Source organism: Saccharospirillum impatiens DSM 12546 (assembly GCF_000423605.1).
GTDB classification, from domain to species: Bacteria; Pseudomonadota; Gammaproteobacteria; order Pseudomonadales; family Natronospirillaceae; genus Saccharospirillum; species Saccharospirillum impatiens.
This window is the reverse complement of sequence record NZ_AUIH01000047.1, coordinates 1-25594: the sequence shown is the minus strand read 5'-3', so window position 1 is coordinate 25594 and position 25594 is coordinate 1. Positions and strand designations below refer to the sequence as shown.

The 25594-nt window shown below is 54.8% G+C and carries 21 protein-coding genes and 1 pseudogene; 14 read left to right on the top strand and 8 right to left on the bottom strand.

Annotated elements, in window-relative coordinates:
- Nucleotides 1-201 (bottom strand): transposase (locus G565_RS0117395; RefSeq protein WP_028672018.1); only part of this gene is annotated, 201 nt, incomplete at its 3' end.
- Between the two features lie 137 nt (nt 202-338).
- Between G565_RS0117395 and G565_RS0117390 the strand changes: the two genes are divergently transcribed.
- Both G565_RS0117390 and G565_RS0117385 read left to right on the top strand, forming a co-directional pair.
- Complete coding sequence (locus G565_RS0117390; RefSeq protein WP_245584211.1) at nt 339-1241, top strand: ABC transporter permease; 903 nt, start codon at nt 339-341, stop codon at nt 1239-1241.
- A gap of 121 nt (nt 1242-1362) precedes the next feature.
- Nucleotides 1363-2334: a substrate-binding domain-containing protein gene (locus G565_RS0117385; protein ID WP_028672016.1), complete on the top strand. Its 972-nt coding sequence runs from the start codon at nt 1363-1365 to the stop codon at nt 2332-2334.
- 94 nt (nt 2335-2428) lie between these two features.
- Here the strand turns inward: G565_RS0117385 and G565_RS24720 are convergent, their stop codons facing one another.
- Genes G565_RS24720 through G565_RS24715 form a run of 3 tightly spaced genes read right to left on the bottom strand, consistent with a single transcriptional unit; the run spans nt 2429 to nt 5378 of the window.
- Nucleotides 2429-3469, bottom strand: a complete 1041-nt coding sequence (locus G565_RS24720; protein ID WP_051208190.1) for a M20/M25/M40 family metallo-hydrolase — start codon at nt 3467-3469, stop codon at nt 2429-2431.
- Nucleotides 3466-4689: a M20 family metallo-hydrolase gene (locus G565_RS0117375; RefSeq protein ID WP_028672015.1), complete on the bottom strand. Its 1224-nt coding sequence runs from the start codon at nt 4687-4689 to the stop codon at nt 3466-3468. Before G565_RS0117375 ends, G565_RS24720 begins: the two co-directional genes overlap by 4 nt.
- Nucleotides 4689-5378: a DUF1028 domain-containing protein gene (locus G565_RS24715; protein WP_051208188.1), complete on the bottom strand. Its 690-nt coding sequence runs from the start codon at nt 5376-5378 to the stop codon at nt 4689-4691. Before G565_RS24715 ends, G565_RS0117375 begins: the two co-directional genes overlap by 1 nt.
- A 188-nt stretch (nt 5379-5566) precedes the next feature.
- On the opposite strand from G565_RS24715, the gene G565_RS0117365 reads away from it, so the two are divergent.
- The 5 genes from G565_RS0117365 to G565_RS0117345 all read left to right on the top strand — a co-directional run bounded on the left by G565_RS0117365 (nt 5567) and on the right by G565_RS0117345 (nt 11900).
- On the top strand, nt 5567-7123 hold the full coding sequence (locus G565_RS0117365; RefSeq protein ID WP_028672014.1) for an ABC transporter substrate-binding protein: 1557 nt from the start codon (nt 5567-5569) through the stop codon (nt 7121-7123).
- A 164-nt stretch (nt 7124-7287) separates the two neighbouring features.
- The gene (locus G565_RS0117360; protein WP_028672013.1) at nt 7288-8247 is read left to right on the top strand and encodes an ABC transporter permease; all 960 of its coding nucleotides are present in this window, start codon (nt 7288-7290) and stop codon (nt 8245-8247) included.
- A gap of 68 nt (nt 8248-8315) precedes the next feature.
- Complete coding sequence (locus tag G565_RS0117355) at nt 8316-10166, top strand: dipeptide/oligopeptide/nickel ABC transporter permease/ATP-binding protein (protein WP_037340048.1); 1851 nt, start codon at nt 8316-8318, stop codon at nt 10164-10166.
- Nucleotides 10163-11161: an ABC transporter ATP-binding protein gene (locus G565_RS0117350; RefSeq protein WP_028672011.1), complete on the top strand. Its 999-nt coding sequence runs from the start codon at nt 10163-10165 to the stop codon at nt 11159-11161. The genes G565_RS0117355 and G565_RS0117350 overlap by 4 nt, the downstream gene beginning before the upstream one ends.
- On the top strand, nt 11154-11900 hold the full coding sequence (locus G565_RS0117345; protein ID WP_051208187.1) for a FadR/GntR family transcriptional regulator: 747 nt from the start codon (nt 11154-11156) through the stop codon (nt 11898-11900). The genes G565_RS0117350 and G565_RS0117345 overlap by 8 nt, the downstream gene beginning before the upstream one ends.
- A 287-nt stretch (nt 11901-12187) precedes the next feature.
- Here the strand turns inward: G565_RS0117345 and G565_RS0117340 are convergent, their stop codons facing one another.
- Nucleotides 12188-13927 (bottom strand): putative bifunctional diguanylate cyclase/phosphodiesterase, encoded by a 1740-nt coding sequence (locus G565_RS0117340; protein WP_211227212.1) that lies wholly within the window; start codon nt 13925-13927, stop codon nt 12188-12190.
- A gap of 240 nt (nt 13928-14167) precedes the next feature.
- Nucleotides 14168-15523, bottom strand: a complete 1356-nt coding sequence (locus G565_RS24710; RefSeq protein ID WP_051208185.1) for an ABC1 kinase family protein — start codon at nt 15521-15523, stop codon at nt 14168-14170.
- A gap of 142 nt (nt 15524-15665) precedes the next feature.
- Here G565_RS24710 and G565_RS0117330 point away from each other — a divergent pair, with 142 nt between their 5' ends.
- A complete protein-coding gene (locus G565_RS0117330; protein ID WP_028672008.1) occupies nt 15666-16646 on the top strand; it encodes a nucleoid-associated protein in 981 nt (326 codons plus the stop codon).
- A 113-nt stretch (nt 16647-16759) separates the two neighbouring features.
- Nucleotides 16760-17080, top strand: a complete 321-nt coding sequence (locus G565_RS0117325) for a hypothetical protein (RefSeq protein ID WP_028672007.1) — start codon at nt 16760-16762, stop codon at nt 17078-17080.
- A gap of 98 nt (nt 17081-17178) precedes the next feature.
- Here G565_RS0117325 and G565_RS0117320 read toward each other — a convergent pair whose 3' ends face one another.
- A complete protein-coding gene (locus G565_RS0117320; protein WP_037340040.1) occupies nt 17179-18798 on the bottom strand; it encodes a GMC family oxidoreductase in 1620 nt (539 codons plus the stop codon).
- Nucleotides 18799-19274: 476 nt separating this feature from the next.
- On the opposite strand from G565_RS0117320, the gene G565_RS0117315 reads away from it, so the two are divergent.
- The 5 genes from G565_RS0117315 (at nt 19275) to G565_RS0117295 (ending at nt 24944) form a co-directional block, all read left to right on the top strand.
- On the top strand, nt 19275-19481 hold the full coding sequence (locus tag G565_RS0117315; RefSeq protein ID WP_028672005.1) for a cold-shock protein: 207 nt from the start codon (nt 19275-19277) through the stop codon (nt 19479-19481).
- Nucleotides 19482-20179: 698 nt separating this feature from the next.
- Nucleotides 20180-21280, top strand: coding sequence for an ABC transporter ATP-binding protein (locus G565_RS0117310; RefSeq protein WP_028672004.1), 1101 nt, complete (start codon nt 20180-20182; stop codon nt 21278-21280).
- A 132-nt stretch (nt 21281-21412) separates the two neighbouring features.
- Nucleotides 21413-22522, top strand: a complete 1110-nt coding sequence (locus G565_RS0117305) for an ABC transporter substrate-binding protein (RefSeq protein ID WP_028672003.1) — start codon at nt 21413-21415, stop codon at nt 22520-22522.
- Nucleotides 22523-22789: 267 nt separating this feature from the next.
- Nucleotides 22790-24079, top strand: coding sequence for an ABC transporter permease (locus tag G565_RS0117300; RefSeq protein WP_245584210.1), 1290 nt, complete (start codon nt 22790-22792; stop codon nt 24077-24079).
- 13 nt (nt 24080-24092) lie between these two features.
- The gene (locus tag G565_RS0117295; RefSeq protein WP_028672001.1) at nt 24093-24944 is read left to right on the top strand and encodes an ABC transporter permease; all 852 of its coding nucleotides are present in this window, start codon (nt 24093-24095) and stop codon (nt 24942-24944) included.
- A gap of 151 nt (nt 24945-25095) precedes the next feature.
- Here G565_RS0117295 and G565_RS27025 read toward each other — a convergent pair.
- Nucleotides 25096-25594: pseudogene (locus G565_RS27025) on the bottom strand (methyl-accepting chemotaxis protein); the annotation flags it as partial.

Below are 25594 nucleotides of genomic sequence, written 5' to 3'. Positions count from 1 at the left end.
TTTACTGGAATGGCCGTTGCGGCTGTTGCCCGTGTCGGATTGCTCATGCCTGGCAAAGCCCAGATGATCATCCAGCTCAGCATTCAGGGCCGTCTCGACCGTTATCTTGGTCAGCATCTGCCTGAACTCGTTGAGGTCATCCTCTGTCTTGATATTCTTGGCTGCCGCCTGAGCGATTGCCTGTAGCTCTTTCTTGTTCATAGTCTGCCCATCCTCACCCAACCATTGGGTTAATAATAGGCAGTTACACAGATTTAGTTACAGTCTCAAGAAACCTGACTGAACGTTTTTCCAGTACCGTCAATCGCCTGGGTCTGGACCTTACGATACTTGCTCCATTGATTGCGCTGCTTGTTCTGTTGGTCGCATCGTCTCTGGCCAGTGAATATTTCCTTAACACCCGAAACCTTACCAATGTCATGCGTCAGGTTTCTTACACCGGCATCATCGCCATTGGTGTCACCTTCGTCATCATTGGCGGCGGCATCGACTTGTCAGTCGGCTCAATGGTCGCGCTGGTTGGTGTGTTGCTACTTTACGCACTGAATGCGGTCACCGATCCGGTATTGGCCATCGTGGTCGGCGTGTTAGTGGCACTGGGTAGCGGAGCGCTGTTTGGGGTGTTCAACGGTCTGCTGGTAACCCGCGGAAAAGTGACCGCTTTTATCGCGACGCTGGCCACTATGTCGATTTTTCGTTCAGTGGCGCTGTATCTGACCGATGCCGGTGAAGTGGTATCACGCAACCCGCTGTTCCCCAATCTGGGTGGCGGTTACTGGTTGGGCGTTCCCATTCCGGTTTGGGCGTTTCTGATTCTGGCGGCCGTGGCTCATATTCTGTTGTTCTACACCCGTTTCGGTCGACACCTCTGTGCGGTTGGTGCCAACGCTCAGGTTGCCCGCTATTCGGGCATACGGGTCAGAACGGTCATTCTCGGCAGCTTTACCATTGCCGGTGCCTGTGTGGGGTTGTCGGCAATCATGCTGGCCTCCCGCCTGAACTCGATCAGTCCGTCTGATGCCGGTGTGCTCTACGAGTTGGACGCCATCGCGGCCGTGGTCATTGGTGGTACCGCGCTATCTGGTGGGAAGGGGTCGATTTGGGGAACGGTGATTGGTGCGCTGATTCTGGGCATCATCAACAACATGCTGAACTTGCTGGGGGTGTCACCTTATTTACAGGGTTTGGTCAAGGGTTCGGTGATCCTGATTGCAGTGCTGGTTCAATATAAGCGCCAGTAGTTGGTCAGGGTTTTATAAAAAACATGGCCGGTTTTTATCGGCCATGTTCGGCGCAAGCCAGAAAGTCATCCCACTGCAACAGAGGGATGGAATAACAACAACCAGAGATGGGACGAAAATCATGAAACTGAAAAGATTGTTAAAAACAGCGGCTGTAGCCACCGCTATATCGGTGACGCCTTTTGTCGCCTTTGCGGAAGACAGTTACCACATCGGTGTCAGTGTACCTTCAGCAGACCATGGCTGGACCGCCGGTCTGTTGTGGTGGGCGCGTCAGGCTTCGGAAGATCTGTCGGCAAAGTACCCTGAGGTTGAGTTCACGATACTGGCGGCGAATTCGGGCACGGCACAGGTGGGTGATGTGGAAGATTTGCGCGTTCGTCAGATCGATGCACTGGTCATTCTGCCGCATAACCCGGCAACCCTGCAGCAAGTGATTGCTGAAGCTTACCAGGACGGCGTTTACACCGTTGTCGTCGACCGCGAACTGGACTCGCCAACGCAGGATGTGTTCCTCGCCGGCGATAATCCGGGTATGGGCGAGCAGGCGGCTAAGTATATGGCTGAGGCGTTGGACGGTGAAGGCAATGTGGTGGTAATCGAAGGCCCCCCAATTCCGATCAATAGCCAGCGGGTCGACGCCTTTAATGCGGAAATGGCGCGTCATTCGGGCATTACCATTCTGGATTCCCAGTCTGGCGAGTGGAATCCGCAAACGTCTTTGAATGTGATGGAAGACATGCTGGCACGTCACCCGCACATTGATGCGGTCTGGGCCGGTGATGACGACGCTCTCAAAGGCGTGTTGACCGCCATTGAAGAATCCGGTCGTGATGACATCGAGATTCTCGTTGGCGGCGGCGGTTCAAAAGATGTGATCGGCATGATTCGCGACAATCACCCCATCGTGAAGGCGACCGTTACCTATCCGCCAAACATGATTGCTTCCGCCATTGCGGTGGCAGTGCATGGTGTACGTGGCGAGCATATGGGTGATATGTACCACGGCGTACCGTCGCGCATGGTTTTGGCGGCTGACCCGATCACAGCCGACAATGCCGATGACTTCTATGAGCCCGAAGCGGCTTACTGATCATCGGTGAATGAAAAAAACCCGGCCAGTGATAGCCGGGTTTTTTGTTTTCGGGGCATGAACTAGAGCAGTGCGTGAACTAGTCAGAGCCACGTTAGTTGTTCAGCACATACCCGGTCAGCATCTGCGTAACGGCGATCAAACTCTTTTGATGGGTTCGTTCGTAGCCGTGGGTACTGTCGGTGCCAAAACCCAATAACGCAGTGCTCGCATCATATCCGGCGGTCAGGGTTGAGGAGCAATCGCTGTGGTAGTGCCGGAACACATCGCGCACAAGGTCTATGTCGTATGCGGTTGCCATATTGTCTAGCCGGTCGAGCAAAGAGCGGCTATGGGGGCCGAGTGCGTCTTTGAATCCGAGGGTTGCACAATCTTCCCGGCTTGCCTGGTTGCTGGCCACCGGCGCAATGTCGACACTGATCAACTCTTCAATTGAGCGGGGCAGGGCGGTACCGGCCCCGAGGCCAATCTCTTCAGCGTTCGTGAACGCGAGCAGTACCGGCTGCGCGGGCGCCAGTTGGTTTTCATGTAACAGATGCAGCATTTCCAACACGCAAGCGATGCCGGCTTTGTTGTCGAGAAACCGGCTAATGATGTAGCCGGAGTCATCGAATTCCGGGACCGGGTCAATGCAAACAATGTCGCCGGGTTGAACGCCCAGGGCCAGGGTTTCTTCCCGACTCGTCGTAGGGCGATCGAGGCGTGCACTGAGCTGCGACCAGGCCACTGGCTGGGCATCGACGGCGTCGTTCCAGGCGTGGCCGGAGGAGAACAGCGGCAACAGGCTGGCCCGGATCGGGCCCTGTCGGGTTTTTACCGTGACACGCGCGCCTTCGGCAAAGCGGGCCGACCAGGTTCCCAGTGGCGTCACTTCAAGCCGGCCGTCTTCCCGGATGAATTGCACCATGGCACCCAGGGTATCCAGGTGGGCAGCGATTGCCCGTTTTGGGTCTTCACTCGATTGCGCGAGTACGTTTCCCCGGTGAGTTTGGCTGACCTGCCAACTAAAGGGTGACAGTTGCCGGGTGATCTCCTGTTCCATCGCGACGGTGTCGCCCGTTGGGCTGTCGATGCGCAGTAATTGGTCTAGCGTGGTGAGTAACCGGTTGATATTGACCGGGGGTAGGGTGCTCATACCGGAGCCTCCCAGTTCAGTATCGCCAGTTTGATGACCTCTGCTGCAGCGTCGGCATCGGCTTCGATAATCGCTTCTTCGGGGTGGTGACTGAGGCCGCCGGTGCAACGCACAAAGAGCATGCCAATGGGGGTCGCTTTGGCCATGGCCAGGCCGTCGTGACCGGCGCCGCTGAACAGGGTGTGCGGTTGCCAGCCGCAGGTGGCAATGGCGTTGGCCAGTTGTTGCTGGATAGCCGGTGAGCAGTCTACTTCCTGTTGTTCATACACCCGTTCATGAGTCCACTGACAGGCGTGTCCGGCGATTCGCTCATTCAATTGCGCGAGCAATTGTTGGCGGGCGGTTTCGCGAATGCGGGTCACCGGCGAGCGCAGTTCAATGGTCAGCTCGACGGCGCTGGGAATGACGTTGACGGCGTTGGGCGTCACGTTCAATTCGCCGACGACTCCAACGAGTTCTTCGGTGTTCTGGCACAGGTCGTTGACCGCGCGCACCACCTCGGTAGCGGCAAGCAGGGCATCCTGACGCAGGTGCATGGGTGTGGTACCGGCGTGACCGGCCTTGCCGGTGATGTGAACCTTGTGGCGTTCGATGCCGGTAATGGCCGAGACCACGCCGACCGGTAAATCGAGTGATTCCAGTACCGGGCCCTGCTCGATATGAATTTCAAGAAAGCCGGCAAGCTTAGACGGGTCCCGTTTCAGTGCCGGGATCTGATCCGGGTTGGCACCCAGGCCGCGCAGGGCGCTTTCCAGTGTGACTCCGTCCCGGTCGGTAGCCTTCAGAATGTCGGGGTTAAAGGTGCCGGCCAGCGCCGAGCTGCCAACCAGCGTGGATGAAAACCGGGCGCCTTCTTCGTCGCTGAAGGCGATCAGTTCGACGTTGACCGGTAAAGTGACTGCCTGCTCGTGGAGTTGCTGCAGCACGGCCAGCGGCAACAATATGCCTAGCATGCCATCGAAGGCGCCGCCCTGGCGAACGGTGTCCTGATGGGAGCCGATGATCAGGGTTTTGAGACCGGGCTGATGCCGGGTTCGCCCGACCAGGTTGCCAGCGCCATCAAGCTCGGTGCTGAGACCGGCCTGCTGCATCCAACCGTCGAGGTCAGCTAACAGCGCCTTGTGTTCCGGTGACCCCAGCAGTCGGGTGACCCCCGGGCCGGGTTCAGAGTGACGGGCGGCCTGCGCTGACCAGTCCATAATGCGTTTACCCAGTGACATTAACGAACCTCCTTTCGATTAACGTGGCCGGTTTTGGTTGGGTGAACCAGTGTTGGCACCCCTGCGAGAAATTCCTGGAAGGGCTCACTTTGGGTTTTGTGGTACAGGATTTTTAATTGTTCGATGCACTCTTTTTCGGCCCAGTCGACGCGCAGGTCGACCGGTGGTTTATCCGGGTAATGCACTTTCAGGGCTGCACTGTGGGTGCCCCGAAAATCGCCACCAATGCGTTCACCTTCCATCATTGCTGCCAGCAGGCGGTCGTGCAGGGGTGCGGCCGATAGCCGCTGAAAGGCACCTTTCATCGCCAGCACAATGTCGGTGCTGTTGAGCATGTTGCCCGCTACGGCGAAATTCGGTTCACACAGATGCAGCTTGGCATCCAGATTCCCTGAGCCGGTGTGACCGGCCGTGTTGCCCCAGCGGTCGCAGACAATCAATTGCCGCTGAGCCTGGCCTTCGTCGGCTGCAATCAACCGGTCCCGGACCTGGTCGGCCGTCTGCCCGTCGTTCAGCATTGCCAGCCCCCTGTCGCCATAAAGCCAGTTGGTAAAAGCCCCCTGGGTGGCTATGGCACCCTGTCCGCATCGCACATGCGGCACAAAGCCGCCTACCGCCACACTGCCGGTGGCCGTCGCAACGCCCACGGCGCCGCTGGCAGGATCAGTGGCGATGATGGAGTAAGTCATGCGGTTATCCGTTCAGGCTGTTGGGTTAATTTATCATCATAAAATTTATTGCGTCCACTAATTTATAGTGATAAATGTAATAGGGCAATGTGACTGAACCTGAGCCTGCTGTCGTCGACAGGTTGAGAAAACGGGGAGCACGCTGCACGCAATCATAAAAAAAACGTCAAAACAGAGAGGCACTCAAGGTGAAACGCGTCGTCCAATCACTGCTTTTCGGACTGGCTGCACTGGCCAGCAGTCCACTATGGGCCGAAACGCCCCCCAACGTCCTGATTGTCGGTCAGATTGCCGAGCCACAATCTCTGGACCCTCACGCGGTTACCGCGGTAAACGACTTCAGAATTCTTGTGAATGTCTACGACGGGTTGGTGCGCTATGCCGACGGCACGCTGAATGTTGAGCCTTCACTGGCGACAGACTGGACCATCAGTGACGACGGTCTGGAGTACACCTTCAATCTTCGTGAAGACGTTAACTTCCACGATGGTTCGCCGTTCAATGCCGAGGCTGTGGTGTTTAATTTCGAACGCATGCTCAATGAAGACCACCCCTATTACGATACGGGCCCCTTCCCGCTGGCGTTTTATTTTGGTCAGGTCGATTCGGTAGAAGCCGTCAGCGACTATCAGGTCAAATTTACCCTAACCGAGCCTTTTGCGCCGTTTCTGTCGAATCTGGCCTATCCAACCGGGCTGATTATTTCGCCTGACGCGGTCAGGGAGCATGGGGCAGAAGTCGGGCGTAACCCGTCTGGGACTGGAGCCTTCCAGTTCGAAGAATGGCAGGCAAACCAGCGCGTCGTGGTGACTCGCAATCCGGGTTACTGGGATGGCGCGCCGTCGCTGGAAGCGGTGGTGTTCCGGCCTATTACCGACGCCAATACTCGCGTAGCGGAAATGCTGTCGGGCGGTATCGATCTGATGGTTGAAGTTCCGCCAGACAACGTGTCGACCTTTGTCGATGACGGGTCGTTCGCACTGTATGAGCAAGCCGGCCCGCACCTGTGGTTCCTGATCCTGAACATGAAAGAAGCGCCCTTTAATAGTAAAGCCATGCGCCAGGCGGTGAATTACGCCATCAATAAAGAGTCTCTGGTGACCGATATATTGCAGGGCACCGCCACTGTCGCAACCGGGCCTACACCGCCGGCGTTTGGCTGGGCCTATAACGATGAACTGGAGCCTTACCCTTACGACCCGGACCGCGCTCGTGAGTTGATCGCAGAGGCGGGTGGCGAAGGTGCCGAAATTACGTTTTATGTGACCGAAGGCGGCTCGGGCATGCTCGACCCCATTTCCATGGGTACCGCCATTCAGGCCGATCTGGCAGCGGTAGGATTGAATGTCAGCATCGAAACCTACGAGTGGAATACCTTTCTCGGGGAAGTTAATCCGGGGCTTGAAGGCAAAGCGGATATGGCCGAAATGGCCTGGATGACCAACGACCCGGATACACTGCCGTTCCTGGCGTTGCGCACCGAAGCCTTTCCGGAAAACGGCGGTTTCAACTCCGGCTACTACAGCAACCCGGAAGTGGATGAGTTGCTGAATCAGGCTCGCACCAGCACCGATCAGGATGAGCGGGCACGCCTCTACCGGGAAATGCAGGCCATCGTCTACGACGATGCGCCCTGGGCGTTTATTGCTAACTGGCAACAAAATGCCGTGGCGACAGACGCCGTCGAGAATTTCAAATTGCAACCCTCCTTCCTGTTGCAATTGCAGGATGTGAGCAAGCCGTAACAGCTGCATTGACTGAAGTTCGTAGACCAACCAACTCCACCCAATGGTGCCTTTAAAACGGTGCCAACGGGTGGTGAAGTGGCATGCCCGGTGCCTGGCACGATCCCCTGGCAAGACAGTAAAATCGAACTTTGAAACTTAATTTTCCGTAGGCAGGGTGACCCATGCGCAGTCCTATCTGGCCATACATTGGTAAACGACTGGCAATGACCTTGCCGGTTTTGCTCGGCCTCACACTCATCGTGTTTTTCATCATGGCGATGATACCGGGCGACCCCGCTACCGCTATTCTGGGCTCCTACGCGACTCCGGATAACGTGGCCCGGCTCAACGCCCAGCTCGGACTCGACAAGCCTCTGGTCAGTCAGTACTTCACCTGGCTGGGGAATTTGTTGCAGGGTGACCTGGGGCGATCCTTTAATCAAAACCGGGAAGTGCTTGAAATCGTCAATGAACGCTTTGGCGCCACGCTGATTTTGGCCGGAACGGCTCTGGTGTTGTGTTCGATCCTGGGGCTGCTGGTCGGCATTGTGTCGGCGGTGAAACAATACGGTCTGGTCGACAAGGTACTGACTCTGATCGTCCTGATTGGCATTTCCACACCGGCTTTCTGGTTGGGGTTGTTGATGATCATGTTGTTTGCGGTGGAGTTTCGTGTGCTGCCTGCCAGTGGCATGTACGCCGTTTATGGCGGCGGTGATTTGCCGGATCTGATCCGGCATTTGATTTTACCCGCGGGAACGCTGGCGTTTATTGCCACCGGCGTTATCGCCCGTCTGACGCGTGCCAGTATGCTCGAAGTACTGCGTCAGGATTACATTCGCACTGCCCGGGCCAAAGGTCTGGCTGAGCGGCGGGTTATCTATCGCCATGCGTTCAAGGCCGCTTTGGTCAGCATTGTTCCCGTCATCGGCATTCAGGCTGGCTTCGTTTTGGGCGGTGCTGTGTACATCGAAACGGTCTTTCAGTGGCCGGGTATCGGCAGCATGCTGGTAACTGCCATTTCAACGCGGGACCTGCTGCTGGTTCAGGGTGGTGTTCTTGTGGTGGCCGCTGCCTACGTGTTTTTTAACCTCTTGGCCGATGTGGTGCAGGTGCTACTCGATCCGAGGGTAACGTCATGACAGTGGCCGGAACCTCGTCGTCACCTGCTGTAAAAAAGTCGGGCCGGGCAGGGCCTTTTAAGCTGCTAATGAGGAATCAGCTGGCGGGCTTTGGTTTGATGGTTCTTGCCGTCATTCTACTGTTGGTTATCGTTACGCCCTGGTTGCCGTTGGCGGACCCGGACATCACCGATCCTTCTCAACGGCTGTTACCCCCGTTAACACCCGGGTATTGGCTGGGCACCGACCAGTTAGGCCGCGACATGTTGTCGCGTCTGCTCTGGGGGACACGGGTATCTTTGGCGGTGGGTATCGTTGCAACGCTGGTGGCTGCAACGCTTGGCTCAACGATTGGGTTGCTGGCAGGGTATTTTGGTGGCCGGGTCGATGGAACCCTGATGCGGGGCATCGACATGCTGATGGCCTTTCCCTACATCTTGTTGGCACTGGCCATTGTCGCGGTGCTGGGGCCGGGCTTGTTGAATGCCCTGTATGCAATCGCCATTGTTAATATCCCGTTCTTTGCCCGGAATGTCAGAGGTGTTGTGGTGACGTTACGCAACCGGGAGTTTGTCGATGCGGCCCGGTTGTCAGGCAAGGGCGATGCGCTGATTGTGCTTACCGAAGTGCTGCCCAATGTGTTGCCGGTGATTGTGATCACGATGTCGACCACGGTCGGCTGGATGATTCTGGAGACGGCCGGTTTATCGTTTTTGGGTTTGGGTGCACAACCACCCACCGCAGACCTGGGCTCCATTCTCGGGGAAGGGCGCCGGCTGATCATCAACGCACCGCATGTAGCGACATTGCCAGGCGTAGTGATCTTTGTGTTGGTCATGAGCATAAATTTATTGGGCGATGGCGTGCGTGATGCGCTTGACCCGCGTTTGAAGGCTGGCGCACTGATGCGCCCGGCAGCCAGGACCCGGGTCTCTGACCAAGCCAGACATACCGCTGCCCAAAAACAACAGGGTCTGCTGGATGTCGTGGATCTTCGCACCGAATTCCACATCGGCACCGAGGTGCACAAGGCGGTCAATGGACCGACTTTTTCCATCGCGCCGGGCGAATGTCTGGGCATTATTGGTGAATCGGGTTCTGGCAAGTCGGTCACGGCGATGTCGTTGCTCGGACTGGTGGCGTCGCCACCGGGAACCATCATGGCGGGCCAGGTTAATTATCGCCAAGAGAATTTGCTGGCCGTCGATGATGAGCGATTGCGTCGATTGCGCGGGGGCGAGCTGGCCTATATTTTTCAGGATCCGCTGTCGACTCTGCATCCTCTGTTTTCGATTGGCGACCAGTTGGTGGAAGCCTTACGGGCTCACCAGCCACTCAGTTACCGGGCTGCCTGGCAGCAGGCAGTTGTTTTGCTGGAACAGGTCCGGATACCGAACGCGAAGGCCCGGGCGAAGGTCTACCCGCACCAGTTGTCCGGTGGGATGCGTCAGCGTGTCAGTATCGCCATGGCCCTGGCCAACAAACCGCAACTGATCATAGCCGATGAGCCAACGACGGCACTGGATGTGACGGTTCAGGCACAGGTGTTGAAACTGTTGAATCAGCTGCGCCATGAGCAGGGGTCCAGTTTGATGTTCATTACGCATGACTTCGGCGTCGTCGCCGAGCTTTGTGATCGCGTGGCGGTCATGTATGCCGGTGAACTCGTGGAAGTGGGCCCGGTGGCTGAGGTGCTGGCCAAACCGGTACACCCTTACACCCGTCGCCTCATTGCCTGTGTGCCGGATGTTAACCAGGTGGCGGATCGACTCACTGAAATCCCAGGCTTGCCGCCCAAGGTAAATGATTTACCCCCGGGCTGTAAATTTGCCGATCGTTGTGACCAGGTAACCGAGGCTTGCCGGGCAGCCCCGGTTGAGTTGGAGGCACTGACTGAGACCCGACAGGCACGCTGCATCTTTGCGCGGGAGGTTTTATGACGACGCAAGCCAAGCTGGAAGTCCGTGAATTGGTTAAACACTTTGGCGGCGGCCTGACACTCCTGCGCAAGCAGCGGCCTTCCGTTCAGGCGGTGCGGGGTATTTCGCTGAAGGTCGTTTCCGGTGAAATACTGGGGGTGGTTGGTGAGTCCGGCTGTGGTAAGTCCACGCTGGCGAAAATGCTGGTGGGGTTGGATCAGCCGAGTACAGGCACCATCGAGTTGGATGGTATTAACCTGAAGGGCGCCAATGGAAAGGTGAATCTCAAGCAGCATGCGCGCCGGGTTCAGTATATTTTTCAGGATCCGATTTCGTCACTGAACCCGCGTAAAACCATTCGCGATATTCTTTCCGCACCGCTGATGTATTTGCAGGGGTTAACAAAACAGCAACGTCAGCAGCGTCTGGATGAATTGATGACGCAAGTGAATCTGCGCCCTGAGTTTCTGGAGCGGTACCCTCATGAGTTTTCAGGAGGCCAGGCGCAGCGCATCGGTGTTGCCCGGGCTCTGGCCGCCGAAGCGGAAGTGTTGATTCTGGATGAGCCGGTATCGGCGCTGGATGTGTCCGTTCAGGCCCAGGTCTTGAACCTGTTCAAGGACCTGCGTGAATCGCTGCAATTGACCTACGTGTTTATCAGTCATGACCTGGGTGTTGTGCGTAACTTCTGTGATCGGGTGGTGGTCATGTATCTGGGTAGGGTGGTCGAGGAGGGGCCGGTCGAGGCTATCTTCAGTCAGCCACGCCACCCTTATACTCAGCGATTGCTTGACAGTGTTCCGGGGCAGTCTGTGCGTAAACTCCCTGCGGAAGATGATGCTGTCGAATTGCCGGATCCCATGCATCCGCCTGTGGGTTGCGCCTTTGCGGCCCGTTGTCCGGTGGCGACAACAGAATGCCGGCAATCCGATCCCGAACTGGAAACTCTGGCGACCGGGCACCGGGTGGCGTGCTACCATCCGCTGTCTAATTCTAATGTAAAAGATCATGACTAAACGTTCCGACCAGGTAACCGATGCACTGAAAGGGCTGATCGCGGAGCACCGACTTAAGCCGGGTGACCGGTTACCACAGGAAAAGGAATTGATGGTGCAGTTTACTGCCAGTAAAGGCACCGTTCGGGAAGCCTTGAAGGCCCTGGACACTCAAGGCCTTATCGTCACCCGGACCGGTCCGGGCGGCGGCGCTTTCGTTGCTGATGTTCCTCCAGACCGGGCAATGTCTCTGCTTGCCAACTATTTTTACTTTAAAGACATCACCATTCACGACATCTACCAGTTGCGCGTTAATCTGGAGCCGGAGCTTGCGGCATCGGTTTGTGGTCGATTGTCCAATGAGGACTTTCAGCGTCTGCAGAATACCATGACGATCTACGATGCGCCGCCCAAAAACCAGCAGGAAGAGCATGCCCAGCGATTGGCGGAGCTTAGTTTTCATGAGGTGTTGGTCGATCTATGCCCCAATCCGATTTTGAGTTTCACCTGCCATTTCTTACTCGGTCTGCTAAAAAACCTTCGGTTGTGTCATGACATTTATGATTTGCCCAATCCGGAACTGTGGGAAACCGGTCGGCATTTTCAAATGCAATTGTTGGGCGCTCTAAAGCGAAAAGACGAAACCGACGTACGCACCGTCATGCGCGCACACATGGTGCGTGCAGAGAGCCTGATGCAGGCCCAGGAAACCATCGTACTGGATGAGTTTTTACCGTCGAAACGCATCATTCCCCGGTAGGCCGGCGGCCTGCAGCCGGACCATGGACGTTCCGGCAAAATTGATGACTGTTCAACCAATGATTTTGTGAGAGAAGCAAGAACCGCATTTTTTGGTTCTCGTGTGTTAAAAAGGACAGGAAGCCTTTTTCAGCAACCTGCTAGTGATTCAGGCGAAAAGTTCAGCCACTGTTCACGTTGCCAACAAACCCAGGGCTTCGTTGTCACACCTTTAAACAGCGGCGCTATTCCGGCAGCTCTGAATTTGCTGGCGTCGTTTCTTGGTAACAGAACGCCACGCATGGACCGTTAATCAACGTCGCGCAGTAAGGCGGCCAGTTCGTTGAATGGCATGGGCCGGTGCAACAGGTAGCCTTGCAGATAGGCGCACCCCTGGGCTTGAAGCCAGTCTGCCTGGGTCACCGTTTCTACACCTTCGGCGACGACTGACATTCCCATACCACGGGCCAGGCCGAGGATCGACAGGGTAATGGCTTTGTCATCCTGTTTATTAGGCAAGCCGGAAATGAAGGAGCGATCGATCTTAAGGTGAGTGAAGGGCAGGTGTTTTAACCTCGATAGTGAGGAAAACCCGGTGCCAAAATCATCGATGGACAAACTGGCGCCCATCTCGACCAGCGTGCTGAGGTTTTCGTGAAGCGCTGTGGTGTCGCTTTCGATAGAGTCTTCGGTGACCTCGAAATCCAGTGTCGAGGCAGGCAGTTGGGCCCGTTGTAATTGGCTACGAACTGATCCGGCGAAGTTCGGGTCGAGTAGTTGCTCGGCCGACAGGTTCAGGCTGATGCCGGGAATCGTGATGCCCTGATCACGAAGGATCCAAACGTCCTCCAACACCCTCTCCAGCATGGCTTGACCCAACTCCTTCATCAGGTTGGCGGAGCGTACCAGTGGGAGAAAGTCGTCGGGACTGATCAGTCCGCGTTCAGGGTGTTGCCACCGCACCAAAGCTTCAACGCTGACGATGTTTTGCTTGAAAGCATCGACGATGGGTTGGTAGTAGGCGATCAACTGCCGGGAGGCAATGGCGTGACGCATTTCAGCTTCTGCCTGGAAGCGCTGGCGTGCTTGTATCGACATGTCGGCGTTGAAAAAGCGCGCCTGGCCACGTCCGAAGTCTTTGGCCTGGTACATAGCCGCTTCTGCTTGTTTTAGCAGGCTCTGAGGGTCAAGACTGTCTGCCGGGTACAAACTGATTCCGATGGAGACGGTGGTGGCTACATTAACGTCAGTCATCGACAAAGGCTGGGACAGCAGTGACTGAATTTGATCGGCCACTTGACGCAGTGCCTCAGGGTCGGGGGCGTGCCGTATCAGCAACAGAAACTCGTCGCCGCCGCACCGTGCGAGCTTTTCCTTGCCACGAACGCGCATTGAGTGCAGCCGGCTGGCGGTTTCCTGTATCAGGTGATTGCCGATAGCCTCACCCATGCCATCGTTGATGCTTTTGATCCGGTCGATATCAATCCAGAAAATGGCCATTGGCGGCGTGTTTTTCTCAGCCTGGCACAGGTGCTCCAGTCGCTTTTTGAAAGCACGCAAGTTGGCTAAACCGGTCAGTTCGTCATAGTGGCTGATGAAATCGAGGGCTTGCTGGGATGCGGACCAGGCTTCGTATGAATTGATCAGACTGATGGTGTCGGCTACAACGGTGACGATGGATATTTCCGGCAGTGTCCATTGCCGGTGGCTGGTGGCTTCCAGGCAAATTACGCCGCTGAGGTTGCTGCCATCAAACACGGGAGCATCTAATATGGACTCAATGCCCAGAGGTTTAAGGTAACGTTCGGCAAACTGGCTGGTTCGGGGGTCTGTATGGGCATCCCTGGCATCAATGACTTCAGCCGTTAACATGGCATCAAAGTAGCTCGGGTTTTGATCGCGGGTCAGTGTTACCTCGTCGGTGAAAATGCCCTCGCTGAGTGTGTTCAGGCATTCAAGGTTTAGCTGCCCACCGGAATCAGACAGTTTCCAGACACCGATGCGCTCTACCCTAAGAAGTCGACCGCAAAGGTCAACAAGCGCCGACATCTTTTCGATCCGTGAACCTTGTATAAATCCAGAGTCATGACTGAGCGACATCAACGCTCTGTGGTATTCGATGAACTCTTCATTTTGATTCATAGTGGATACTGTACTGCCCGGATCCGCTGTGCAGGGAAGAGTCATCCGGATACTTCCCCGTCACGGGTTTGAACCAACAGCTGCACAATCGGCACCGCTGCCTGCAGGAGGCCATTGACTGGACGCTCTTATCTGACGTTAACGGCTTCAAGGATGGCAGCCTGCCGGGTTTTTGTCCACTGTCCCGGCGCCCGGGTCGAATTGGTGTTCAAGAAGGTCACGCACCGGGAGGGTGACGTTCAGTCGCTGAGCCAGCAAGTATAGGCCTGCCAGTTTCCGGTGCAGGAACAGGGATGCAACCGGCGGGCTGTGCCAGTAGCCCTGTTTCATGCTCAGCTCCAAGCCCTGCTCTCGTATTCGGGGTGCTATGTCGCTGCGGCCAAAATCGTAGGTGGCAACCCGAAGGGGTTCAGTGGCCATCATAAACAGTTCAATGACCGCGTCGGTTTGTTGGGTATCAATGGCCTCGCTGAAGTATCCGATGCGCCGGGCGGATTCAAACACAGCGGCCCGGTCTGCATCCATGGCCGCTTTGAACAGGGCTCTGTAGCCATCGATCATTTCGGTTTGGTAATCGCGAACGGCGCCAAAGTCGAGCAGAGTGACCTGCTGGCGTTCGGAATCGAATAAATAATTGGCGTAGTTGGGATCTGTCTGAACGCTGCCGAAGCTGAATAGCTCCTCAAAGAATAGTGCGAACAGACGGCTGACCCACAGCGCTTGCGTGGCTGAGTCTGCCTGGTCGAGACTTTCCAGGGGCTTGCCTTCGGCAAAGCTCATGGCCAGGACGGTGGAGCCGGTCAGTTGCGACTGAACCCTGGGAACCGACCATTCATCGCGCCCGCGAAGCCAGCCGCTGAAGCGTTGCATTGAAAGCGCCTCTTTGTCGTAATCGGTTTCTGCATGAAGCTGGGCCTTGGCATCAGCCAGTAATGGCGCCAGATCCAGTGACTCTGGCAGCAGGCGCGACCAGCGCAGCAAAGTGGCTACGTTATCAATGTCGCTGTCGATGCTGCGCCGCACGCCGGGGTACTGAACCTTAATTGCCAGGGTCTCTCCAGACCGCAATACCGCCTTGTGAACCTGGCCGATGGAGGCCGCTGCGATGGGTTGGTAGCTGAACTGGCTGAACTGATCGATCCAGTTACTGCCCCAGGCTTCAGCTAATACCGGATCCAGTTGCGATAAGGGCAAGGCATCGGCGTTGGATCGAAGCCGGCTCAACAGGGCCGACAGCTCCGCAGGCATCAGATGGCCGGCATCCATGGAGACCAGTTGGCCCACTTTCATGGCCGCGCCGCGCATTTGTGACAGCCGGTCTGAGACGCGTTCCAGGTTACCCGGGGTCAGGGCCAGGTCCCGGGCGCTAAACCCCTCGCCCTTGGACCAGCGCTTAACGCCTTTGCTCATCATTCCACCGGCAACCCCTCCGGCCAGTCGGCCCAGTTGGCTGAAGCGACCCAGTCGGCTTTGATGCAAACGGCGGCTTTTGGGTTGGCTCATAACAGTTCCACGGATCGATGATTGTATATATGCATACGCAGCCGGACGGGTTTTGGTGCAGTTTCCAACGGAACGCCGACAACGCCGTCATTAACCCGTATACTGTGCCGCTGTGTCATTTTCAGATATTGGGGTTATACCATTGTCGCTGAACCACCTGATCGTCCACCAACTGACCCGACTCGATTCAAAAACCGATCTGCATTTACAGGATGAGACGTTGGCTCTCGATGAGGCCGCCTTAACGCTTGTTGCGGAAGTCAAAAGCAGTTTTGCCGGGCGGGCCAGCAAGCGATACGGCGGGTTTGCCGAGCAGGCCGGGCATTTTAAAGCGCTGACCGGTCAGTGGCTGCGCGACGGTATCACCTTCAAGACCTGGAGCCAGCAATTGATGGAGCGCCTTGCTCTGGCGCTGGAAAACGACGGCGTGGAATCAGATGGGTATTGGCTGTTTGCCGACGAACAGCTTGAATCTGGTCGACAGGTCTGGTTTTTTCAGTTGCGTCATAAGCACGGGTTATCGATCACCCACGATTTGAATCTGAGTGAAAGCCGACTGATCGACTACGGTCGACTGGGGTTTGGCGCATGCCTGAACGTAACCGAGTGGGAGCAGGAAGCCCCAGGGCAGTACCTGACCGTCAGTTTTGGCTTTGGCGATAAGGCCCTGCAGGATGCGCTGCTTAACTTCGTGGATTTTGTCGCTACTGTTGATACCAGTGCGGATACCGAAGCCTTTATGGCGGTTGTTGATGCATTTTCGGTGCAATTACCGGCTGATAAGGGTCAGAATTATCGCAAGAAAGCGGCAGAGTTCTGCATCGAGCAAGACAAGATGGGCGAGCCGGTATCCTACCGGGTGTTGTCTGAGGAACTTCAGGCCGATGCCGATGCCTCGTTTTCGCAGTACATCGAACAGGAACAGCCTGATCTCAAGGAAACCTTCATACCGGACCGCAAGAGTCTGAAAAAGTACATCCGCTATTCGGGACGCAGCAAAGACGTTTCCATCAGTTTCAGTAATATTAACCTGGGTAATGATGTGCAATTTGATGCTGATAATGAGCGTCTGATCATTCATGAGATCCCGGCCAGTCTATTGAAACAGTTGAAAGGCGAATGACCTATTCAGGAGTTCTTAAACGTCGAAGGGCGCAGCAAGCCATTACAGGTTCGGAAGCGGGCTTGAAATTTGCTAAACTGCGAGTAAGCGGTTCCAGTCAGCCGAGGCCAGCAGTGAAGCGTCCCGTTGATAAAAAAGACATTCGTAAAGACTTGGAGTCTCAGGTTGATGCGTTCTTGCGCGAAGGCGGCAAGATAGAGCCAATAGAACGTGGTGAGACGGGTCTCGACCGCAACAAACCCTGGTCGAATCCGTTCCAGTCGGGTCAGGGTCAGGAGCCGCCGAAAGAGCGTACTCCAATTCCCGAGGTGGTTGCCGCCATCGACTCCCGTAAGCAGAAGGAAAGCCACAAGGTTAAGAACAGAGGGCCCCGAAAAGTCTGGATCTACGACGATTTTGGTGAGCCGGTTCGTTGGGTCTGGAAAGAAGGCTAGGGCGCCTCTGAACAAGGCCCCAGAGCGTTTTCGTGCACATCGACCCCTCTGTTCTGATCTCGAATACCTGCCAGGTGGCATGCTGTAAGCGCGTCACCCTATTCCCCGCGACGAATCCAGTCGGCAGCCCGTTCAGCCAGCACCTGTGTCGGTGCATTGGTGTTACCGCTGATCAGGGTTGGCATCACACTGGCGTCGACCACTCTTAATCCGGCTACCCCTTTGACCCGGAAGCGGGCATCTACAACGGCGCGGTCATCGATTCCCATCCGACAGGTACCAACCGGGTGGTAGATGCTCTCTGCTCTGGCTCTGATTGACTCAATGAGTGCCGCATCGCAGGCATGGTCTTCAATGTACATCGGCTTGCCACGCAGGGCTGACAACTCCGGACGCATAACAATGTCCCGGCTGAGCTTAACGCCTGCCAGCAAAGTAGCCAGGTCCCGTTCGTCACTCAGGTAGCGCGGGTTGATCAGCGGCGGTGTCAGTGGGTGCCTGTCGGTTAGACGAACGAAGCCCCGGGAATGGGGGTTCAGGGCGCAGGCATGAAGGCTAAACCCCTGACCATAGTGCAGTTTGCGATTATGATCGTCTGCAAGGGCTACCAGAAAGTGCAGCTGAATGTCCGGCCGGCCCAGGTCTGGGCTGGATTTCAGAAAACCGCCAGATTCGGCAACGTTGCTGGTGATTATACCGCGGCGACGTAACAGGAAGTTGGGCAGGGCGGCAGCCACCCGGCCGATCCCCGTTAATCCGTAACCAATGAGATGCGGGGAAGGGCTGCGCCAGGCACTGATGTAATCGAGATGGTCCTGCAGGTTCTGCCCTACGTCCGGTGAATTCACCCGAGTCTCTATTCCCAATGCCTGCAGATGTTCACCGGGCCCAATGCCCGATAGCATCAGCAATTGCGGCGATTGAAAAGCACCAGCACAGACAATGACTTCGCGACGGGCGGTGAATCGCCTTAACGGGCCGTTACCGGTCTGGATCCAGGCCCCACTGGCCCGGCCAGCGTCAAATGCCAGCTCAAAAGCATGGCTGTTGGTGATCACCGTCAGATTTGAACGTGACATCGCTGGAAAGAGATAGGCCCGTGCCGCACTGCAGCGCAACCCATTGCGCTGGGTGACCTGATAGCGACCAACCCCTTCCTGGTCATCCTGATTAAAGTCCGAATTCAGCCGGTAACCGGCGCCAGCCGCAGCCCGATGAAATGTCTCTACCACCGGGTTGTGGTAACGAATGTCGTCAACGCCCAATGGTCCGCTGTCACCATGGGCGTCACTGGCACCGCGCTGGTTGCTCTCATTGCGAATGAACCACGGTAGCATCTGTTCCCAGCGAAAGTCGGTCAGCCCCTGGCTGGCCCAGTCGTCATAGTCCTTAGGGTGCCCCCGGGTATATATCATGGCATTGATCGCACTGCTGCCACCGAGCCCCCGCCCTCTGGGTTGAAACGTTTGGCGATGGTTCAGGTGAGGCTGGGGGGTTGTCGAGAAGTTCCAGTTGTGAGCATAGCCTGGCACGGTGGCAGCAGCGCCCAGTGGCACTTGGACCAGAGGGCTGCGCCCGCCGCCGCCGGCCTCTATCAGTAGAACCCGGCAGTTAGGATCTTCAGACAGCCGTGCCGCCAAAACACAGCCAGCAGAACCTCCGCCAATGACAAGGTAGTCGACTTCGTGTTCTGTTGATGGGGTGACAGACCGGGTCATTGTGTTGTAGCTCCACTGGGACATGCCGTTACGCTAGCGCGCAGCCATTCCCATGGCAAATGGCGTGGCTGGTTCGTGATTTTTCGACATGAATCGAGGTCCGTGCAGGACTAAAGTCAGAAAAACAGGGTTAAATGACAGGCGCTCGAGCGGCTTTCTCCGGCGCAATAAACGCATAGGATTCAAGGTGTTAGTAAAACACGTATACGTCGTCTCAAGCCCGCCACAGAGGGCTCTTCCTATTTATTATTGACAACATTTAGCAGTCGGCTAACATGATCAAAGCTTGAAAGTAAGTCTTATTATTTATGATTGTTAGCTCGATGTGAACGCTGTACGTTCGGTTGTCAGTTGAACTCGTCGGTTATCCATAAGTAGAAGCAACACTGAAAAGCAAAAAGGTTCCCTGACAGTCGATGGTAGTCCAGTCGCCGGTCGGGAACGACACATTACTTGTTCATTGATAGGTTACACACATGTCTACGACTACCGGCACCGTCAAGTGGTTCAACGAGACCAAAGGTTTTGGCTTTATCGAGCAAGAAAACGGCCCTGACGTTTTTGCTCACTTCAGCGCGATTTCTGGTTCTGGCTTCAAGACTCTGGTTGAAGGCCAAAAAGTAGAATTCACCATTACTCAGGGTCAGAAAGGCCCTCAGGCAGAGAACATCGTCGTTCTTTGATGTCGGTGGACGCCATTACCCGGTAGCTTCTGGCCTGAACCAGGCGACTGCCCGGTAGCCGCTGCAGTGCGGCACAGAAAAAGGGCGCTGCTTCGATGCAGCGCCTTTTTTTGTGTTTTACCCAGAAGAGCCCCCATTCTTTTGCGTTCCATCCCTGCTCGCTGCACTGTTCAGGTGCTGTGAATTCGGCTGTCCATACCGTGTCAGTTTCTGAATCCGAGTCTTTGTCGGAGTCAATTGCTCTGTCTTTTTCAGCGGGCTTACTGCCGCGACTTTCTTGCAAATTGCCAAAAACAATGTTTACTGTAATAAGAAAATGCTGACAGTGTGTTTGAAAGTTAGGGTTGCACAGATTGAGTGTAACTGGGCATTGCCCCAAAGATGAACATCATGCACCATAAGCCTGCACTTTATTTGACCGCAATCGACTGCAAGCTGTCCCATACAGCGTTGCGATAACAAAAAGATCGGCAAAAAGGCCTGCGGTTAAAATAAATCAACGGATCTAGACAGTCGGCAAAGTAATTGCATATGCTTAGTGCACGATTGATTGGTCGGGTTGTCCGGTTTTGTAAGCCTGTGTTGCTAAAAGTTCGTTAAGAGCTGTTCTCACTCAGGATGTGATCTGGGATTTCATCGACGGAACCTGCTGGGCAGGCGCATGTTTAAGCAGTCAAAACAATACAGGAGATGCCACGTTGGAGAACGAAAATCCCGGTGAAGTATTCGTAGCCTTTGATCGTGTTCAGAAGAGTTATGACGGGGAGGAGCTGGTTGTCAAGGACCTGAATCTTGCCATAAGCAAGGGCGAATTCCTGACTATGTTGGGTCCCTCCGGTTCCGGTAAGACCACTTGTCTGATGATGCTGGCTGGGTTTGAAACAGCCACCTACGGTGACATTCTTCTAGACGGCAAGGCGATCAATAACATCCCCCCCCATAAGCGCGGCATCGGCATGGTGTTTCAGAATTATGCACTGTTTCCGCACATGACCATCGGTGAAAATCTCGCCTTTCCCCTGGAAGTTCGCGGCATTGACAAGAGTGAACGCGAAGCGAAAGTTATGAACGCACTGAGCATGGTGCAAATGGAATCTTTTGCAGGACGTCGTCCTGCGCAGCTATCAGGCGGCCAGCAGCAACGTGTGGCGTTGGCCCGGGCACTGGTGTTTGAACCAGAGCTGGTGTTGATGGATGAGCCCCTGGGTGCACTCGATAAGAATCTGCGCGAGCAGATGCAATATGAGATTAAGCATCTTCACGACCAGTTGGGCATTACGGTAGTGTACGTTACCCATGACCAGACAGAAGCACTGACGATGTCCGACCGAATCGCTGTGTTTGATGACGGCCGGATTCAACAGCTCGCGTCCCCGGCCGACCTGTACGAGCGCCCTGAAAACGCATTTGTAGCGCAGTTTATTGGCGAAAATAACAAAATGAAGGGTAAGATTGAGAGCAAGGACGGCGATATTGTGACCGTTCGTCTGGATGACGGATCTGCAGTCCAGTCTCTGGCGATCAGCGCTCATGAAACCGATGAGAAAACAACGCTATCGTTGCGGCCGGAGCGCGTGTTTGTCGTGAAGGAAGGTCAATCGTTCAGTAATTGTTTTGATGCCAAGGTAGAAGAGCTGATCTATCTGGGTGATCACATTCGCTCACGTTTAAGCGTGTGTGGGCGTAACGATTTTATTATGAAAGTTCCGAATTCATCCGACAACCATTCGATGCGAAAGGGTCAGTCCATTCGCATCGGGTGGTCGGAACAAGATTGTCGCGCGCTTGATGCATCCTGATGGTGCGTGACTGATGGTTCGCTGAGTCAGGAGGGTAGGATGCCAAAGAACTCTGCATTCTCTCTCGTGTTTTCGGTGGCACAAAGCGACCAGGCAGTCTCGCCTGGTTTTAAGACCAAAGAGGAGTTACCCATGAAACAGCCGATGCTTAGAAAGCTTGGAGTCAGCAGCGCGATCAGCCTGTTGGCTGTGACAGCGGTACACGCAGAAGACCCTATTGATTTGACGATTGTCTCGTGGGGTGGTGCATACACGGAAAGTCAGGTTCGTGCCTATCATGATCCTTATACGGCAGTGAAAGACCACATCACCATCATCAATGATGATGGCTCAGCCAATGCGTTGGCCGGTTTGCGCGCTCAGAGCATGGCTGGCAACGTTACCTGGGACCTGGTAGACATGCTGCCATCCGATGCTCAGCTCGCCTGTGACGAAGGCATTATTATGCCAATCGATCACGATGAGATGCTGGCACCGGCACCCGATGGAACGCCGGCGAGTGAAGACTTTTTGCCAGGCAGCCTGGGCGAGTGCTTCATTCCACAAATCCTGTACTCAACGGTCATCACCTACAACACCGAAATGTTCCCGGCCAATAACCAGCCTGACAGTGTTGAAGACTTCTTTAACCTGGAAGACTTTCCAGGTCGTCGTGCTCTGCAGGATAGACCCGCTGGTAGTTTAGAGTGGGCCTTGTTGGCCGATGGCGTTGCGACAGAGGACATTTATGATGTTCTGGCAACGGAAGAAGGTGTTGATCGTGCTTTCGCCAAGTTGGACACGATTAAAGACAACCTGATTTTCTGGACTGAAGGTGCACAGTCTCCTCAGCTGCTGGCTGACAAAGAAGTCGCGTTCTCCACAGGCTATAACGGACGTATCTTCAACGCAGCACAGGTTGAAGGCCAGCCTTTCGATATTATCTGGGATGGCCAAATCGTAGAGTGGGACGGCTGGGTAGTCCCTTATGGCGCGAACCAGGAAGAAGTGCTTGAGTATGTTTATTGGGCAACCGATACACAACGTCTGGCTGATCAGGCCAAGTACATTTCCTATGGTCCGGCCCGTGCGTCTTCGGCACCGTTGGTCGGTGAGCATGCTGACCTCGGCATCGATATGAATCCGCACATGCCGTCTAATCCGGCTAACTACCAGTCTCCGATCGTACTGGATAATGACTTCTGGACCGATTATGGCGATGAGTTGCGTGAGCGCTTTGCCAACTGGATGTTGCGCGGTTAATGCTAGGTAGGGCTACCTTTGATGGTAGCCCTCTGACAGGCCAAACATCCTGAATCCGGGTTTTGGTCTGTCTTTTCGATCGTTTGCAGTAGTGTAACGAGTGCTTCTGAAGAAAGTCTTTTGGGCGAAACGTCGTTTGTTGATGCTATCGGCGAAAGAGGCTTGCTTCAGACCATCTCAGATTAGGTAAGGTTCGCAAATGCCCGCTATCAGGGTGTTGATCGGTTGTGCGAGCCGAACTAAAAAAGCGGGTAAACAGGAGTAGGTATGACCCAAATTGACGGTACCCCGAACGGATCCGACAACGACCACAAGGTCAATGGACAAATGGTTACCGTTGACGGTACCCCGTTAAAAGCCAGCTTGAAACGAGCGGAGCGTAAACGCACCCTGATAGCCTTCTTGCTGGTCGCACCACTTCTGACGTATCTGCTTATATCGTTTATTTTCCCCATCGGGCAAATGATGTGGCGCAGTGTCGACAACCCGCAATTGGTCTCTGTGTTGCCGAAGACCCTGGAAGCACTGCAGGACTGGGACGGTGAAGGCATTCCGGATGAACCCGTTTTTGAAGCCCTTGCGCAAGAGTTAACGGTAGCAAGCGCTAACAGAACCATTGGGCGGGTGGCTGTACGACTGAACTATGAAATCAGTGCCGCACGGGGCGCCCTGATGAGAACGTCGCGGTCTGCCGAAGACATGGAACCCCCTTACAAAGAAGCATTCCTGGACGCTCACCGGCTTTGGAATGAAACCGAGTTTTACCGAATAATCAAACGCGAAGGCCGACCATTAACGGCCTCATATTATGTCGCTGCCTTTGACGGTACCTATAATGAGGATGGCGAGATCGTCATGCAGGATGAGAACCGGCGGATTTACATCGACCTGTTTATCCGCACATTCTCAATGAGTCTTGGTATTACGTTGCTGACACTGCTGCTTGGGTTTCCTATCTCTTTCCTGATGGCCAGCTTGCCCATGCGCAAGGCCAATTTATTGATGATTTTTGTGTTACTGCCTTTCTGGACGTCCCTGCTGGTGAGAACGACTTCCTGGATTGTTTTACTCCAACAGCAAGGTGTCATCAATGAGTTACTGATTTTTCTGGGTGTTATTGGTGAAGACGGTCGGTTGGGCATGATCTACAACATGACCGGTACCATCATAGCGATGACGCATATCTTGCTGCCGTTCATGGTGTTGCCATTGTACAGTGTAATGAAGACCATTCCGCCTTCGTACGTGCGGGCAGCAAAGAGCCTGGGTGCCACTCCCTGGACAGCTTTCTGGCGCATCTACGTTCCCCAGACGTTACCCGGTATCGGTGCAGGTGCTGTACTGGTGTTCATCATTTCGATTGGTTACTACATTACACCAGCACTGGTGGGTGGACAGTCTGGTCAAATGATTTCGAATCTGATTGCTTACCACATGCAAACATCGCTTAACTGGGGGCTCGCGGCAGCACTGGGTTCCGTGCTGTTGATCAGTGTATTAATTCTGTATTGGGTCTATAACCGCCTTGTCGGTGCAGATTCTCTGAAACTGGGTTGAAGGAGCGTTCACGATGGCAGTACCGACTTATGCAGGCCCGCTGGAGAGAATCTGGTATTACACCTTTCGGGTGTTGTGCGGCCTAATTTTCTTTTTTCTGATTGCGCCGATTTTGATCATGGTGCCGTTAAGTTTTAACGTAGAACCGTATTTTACCTATACCCGGGAAATGCTGATGCTGAATCCGGAAGGGTACTCTTTACGATGGTATCAGGACCTGTTCACTTCAGAGTCCTGGCTGACATCGATCAAGAACTCTATGATCATCGGTGTATCTTCAACCATTGTTGCAACCTTTCTGGGTACGCTCGCGGCATTAGGCCTGTCGCGTTCAGAAATGCCTTTTAAAGGCTTATTCATGGGGTTGCTGATTTCGCCCATGATTGTGCCTTTGATTATTTCTGCGGCCGGTATGTTCTTTTTCTATTCCAGCATAGGCCTGGCAAACACAATGCCTGGTGTTATTCTTGCGCACGCGGCTCTGGGTACCCCCTTTGTGGTGATTACCGTAACGGCAACGCTGGTCGGGTTTGACCACTCCCTGACACGAGCTTCAGCCAGCCTGGGGGCCGGTGCCGGTCGAACGTTCTTTAAGATTCAAATGCCGCTCATTTTGCCAGGTGTCATTTCGGGTGCATTGTTTGCTTTCATCACATCCTTTGATGAGATTGTTATTGTTCTGTTCGTTGCAGGGGTAGAGCAGAGAACCATTCCTCGTGAAATGTGGTCGGGTATTCGTGAGCAAATCAGTCCGACGATTCTGGCTGTGGCCTCTATCCTGGTCGCGTTTTCAATTTTGTTGTTGACGACGGTCGAACTTCTGAGACGCCGTTCCGAGCGGTTGCGCGGTATGTCCCCCGGCTAACAGCCGGTGGCGATCAATCATAACCACTTCTGCATTTCCGGTGGGGTAGCCCACCGGAAGCTGACCTCAACGCACTTACCCTGAGTACGAAGCTGGCTAGCCGATAGGCATGTCTCCAGAGTAAAGGTCTGCTGTGATCACAAGAAGCTCTCTACTCCTCCGGTGCATAGCCAATCCTGAAACCACCCCAGTGCTTGCCGTTGACGTAAATTGGCGAAGAAATGTCATGCATGACTTCACCTGTGTCCCTTTTGTAGGTTTGTAGCAGAAAACGTTCAGTATTCGAGCCGCAGCGAGCGCCGGTGTAATCGTTGAAGATTCGTTTGGTGCGATTGCTGATCAGGTCTGTCTCGGGGTTACCGGTCAACGGCTTTGAGAACTTGAGATTGTGTGTGGGGAAGTAGCCGTTGATATCAACGGCACCCGCATAAACAATGCCGGGATTCTCTTGTAGGATGGGTTCCTGGATATCCGGTAGAATCTTGTCAGTAAAGGCGTCAAAGCCTGTCTTGTACTTGGGTGGGTCTGTGTCGGGAATTCGCTGATAGTTGAAGTCAAACAAAGCTTCCTGCCTGATTTCTCCCTTCTCGATGGCTGCTTCATATCGCTTGCCGATCAGTTCCGCTGTTTCCAGACACAATGCCTGGATT